The sequence below is a fragment of the Streptomyces sp. NPDC090022 genome (genome assembly GCF_044748145.1).
Lineage (GTDB): Bacteria > Actinomycetota > Actinomycetes > Streptomycetales > Streptomycetaceae > Streptomyces.
The window spans coordinates 1-2,692 of sequence record NZ_JBIVFN010000058.1; the positions used below are offsets into that span (position 1 = coordinate 1).

At 68.8% G+C, this 2,692-nt stretch carries 2 protein-coding genes; both read right to left on the reverse strand.

Annotation, left to right across the window (positions count from 1 at the left end):
* Positions 1-605, reverse strand: a 605-nt coding sequence (locus tag ACIPXB_RS37065) for a Na+/H+ antiporter NhaA (RefSeq protein ID WP_401457403.1), incomplete at its 3' end; no start/stop codon positions are given.
* A 270-nt stretch (positions 606-875) separates the two neighbouring features.
* Complete coding sequence (locus tag ACIPXB_RS37070) at positions 876-2,420, reverse strand: alanine/glycine:cation symporter family protein (RefSeq protein WP_401457405.1); 1,545 nt, start codon at positions 2,418-2,420, stop codon at positions 876-878.
* Positions 2,421-2,692 lie beyond the last annotated feature (272 nt).

Below are 2,692 nucleotides of genomic sequence, written 5' to 3' on the forward strand. Positions count from 1 at the left end.
CCGAGGGCCCAGAGGTTCAGACCGCTGGTGAAGAAGACCGCGATGATGAGGATGGCGCCGAGGTCGTCGACGACTGCCAGGGTGAGGAGGAAGGCGCGCAGGGCCGCGGGCAGGTGCGTGGAGATGACGGCGAGGACGGCGAGTGCGAAGGCGATGTCGGTGGCCATGGGCACGGCCCAGCCGTCGGGGCTGCCGCCGCCGGTTGCGGCGGTCAGGGCGTACAGGGCGGCGGGGACGGCCATGCCGCATGCGGCGGCGATCACCGGGAGGGCCGCGGTCGCGGGCGTACGGAGCTCGCCGACGACGAGTTCCCGCTTGAGTTCGATGCCGGCGACGAGGAAGAAGACGGCGAGGAGGCCGTCGGCGGTCCAGTGGCCGACGGAGAGGTCGAGTCCGAGGGCCGGTATGCCGAAGTGGAAGTCGCGTATCTGCTGGTAGACGTCGCCGAGGGGGCTGTTGGCCCAGATCAGCGCGATGACGGCGGCGGCGAGGAGGACGAGGCCGCCGATGGTCTCGGTGCGCAGGGCCTCGGCGATGGCGCGGCGCTCGGGCCAGGGAAGGAGGCCGAGGAACGGGGGGCGCTGGGGCGGCGGGGTGGCGGTCATGGCGGGGGAACCTCCGGGGCGTCGGCAGCATTGCGGGCACGCGGCCCCCAAGAACGCCGACCAGACTTCCCGGCACACCCCGCGTCCGCCCATCCGGTGCGAGGGGCGTCTTGACGCGTTCTTTACACCCTATCGGGAGGGCTGAGATGTTGCCAGAGGGTCTTTGACGTGCGGTGATGGTGTTCAGGACAGGGGGAGAGGGCCCGTATCCACCCAAGGCGCGAGGGTGGATGCGGGCCCTCTCGGGGAGCCGGGCCGCGGGGGGTGCGGTCAGACGGTGGTCTTCACCGGCTCCTGGTCTTCGTCCTCGTCGGCTTCGGTGTCCTGGCCGGCGTCGCGGCGGCGGACGAAGTCGAGGAAGTTGTTCAGCTCGCGCTTGACGACGGGGGCGAGCAGGTAGAGGCCGATGATGTTGATGACGGCGAGCATGAAGAGCACCGCGTCGGCCATGTCGATGAGGGTCTGCAGGGTGAGCAGGGAGCCGGCCACGGCGACGAGGGTGTACATGATCTTGAAGGTGATCTCGCTGGCCTTGCTGCGGCCGAACAGGTGGGTCCAGGCCTTCATGCAGTAGTAGCCCCAGGTCAGCACCGTGGAGATGGCGAACAGCATGACCGCGATGGTCAGGATGTACGGGAACCAGGGCAGGACGGTGGCGAACGCGTCGGAGGTGATGGTCACGCCGCCGATGGAGTCGCCGCCCTTGCGGACCTCGGTGTAGCTGGCCGGGTTGGCGATGACGATCGTCAGGGCGGTCATGGTGCAGATGATGACCGTGTCGATGAACGGCTCGAGCAGGGCGACCAGGCCCTCGCTGGCGGGGTGCTTGGTCTTGACCGCGGAGTGGGCGATCGGGGCGGAGCCGAGACCGGCCTCGTTGGAGAACGCGGCCCGCTTGAAGCCGATGATCAGCGCGCCGAGGACACCGCCGGCGACGCCCTGCGGGTTGAACGCGCCCTCGATGATCGTGGAGATCGCGGAGGGGACCGCGGTGACGTTCACCAGGATCACGACCAGGCAGGCGGCGATGTAGATGCCGGCCATGGCGGGGACGAGCCTGCTGGTGACCGAGGCGATGGAGCGGATGCCGCCGAGCAGGACGATGCCGACGAGCGCGGCGATCAGGATGCCGAAGAACAGGGCGCCGGCGGAGCCGCCGATGATGCCGTCCTCGCCGCCGGTGACGGAGACCAGCTGGGCGTAGGACTGGTTGACCTGGAAGAGGTTGCCGCCGAAGAGGCCGAAGAAGAGCACGAAGGCGGAGGCGAGGACGGCCAGGACCTTGCCGAGGGTCTTGCCGCGGGCGCCGAAGCGCTCGGCGAGCCCCTTGGGCAGGTAGTGCATCGGGCCGCCGGAGACGGATCCGTCGGCGTGGACCTCGCGGTACTTCACGCCGAGGGTCACCTCGACGAACTTCGTCGCCATGCCCAGCAGACCACAGAGGATCATCCAGAACGTGGCACCGGGACCACCGATGGAGACGGCGACGGCCACACCGGCGATGTTGCCGAGTCCGACGGTGCCGGAGACGGCGGCGGTCAGCGCCTGGAAGTGGTTGACCTCGCCGGTCGACCCCTTCTCGTCGTACGTGCCGCGGACGACCTTCAGTGCGAGCGGGAACTTGCGTATCTGGATCAGGCCGAACCAGGCGGAGAAGACCAGACCCGCGATGACCAGCCAGGCGACGATCAGCGGGAGCTCGGTGCCGTTGACCGGCACGGAGTAGAAGACGACCTCTCCGAGCCACTTGGCGATGGGCTCGAAGAATCCGCTGACAGCCTTGTCGACGGAGTCGGTGAAGGAGTCGAGTGACATGTGGCAAAACCTCGATGGCGCAGACCGGCCTCGTGCGGAGGGCCGGTGTGAGAAGGCGGGCTGTGAGCGAACGCCGTTGTCCGATCGGCGACCCGTGGCGCCACCGGTCCGCGGACGCGGACGGGTGTGGAAGCGCCTTGGTCGTGCAGGTGGAGCGAGCACTGCAGGTGGTGCCGCGGCCTGGTGACGGCCGCCGTTCCGTGCCTCCGGCGAGGGGTGGGCCGGAGCGGAGTTGCGTATTCCTAGCACGTTCTTTACGCAGCCTTTAGTGA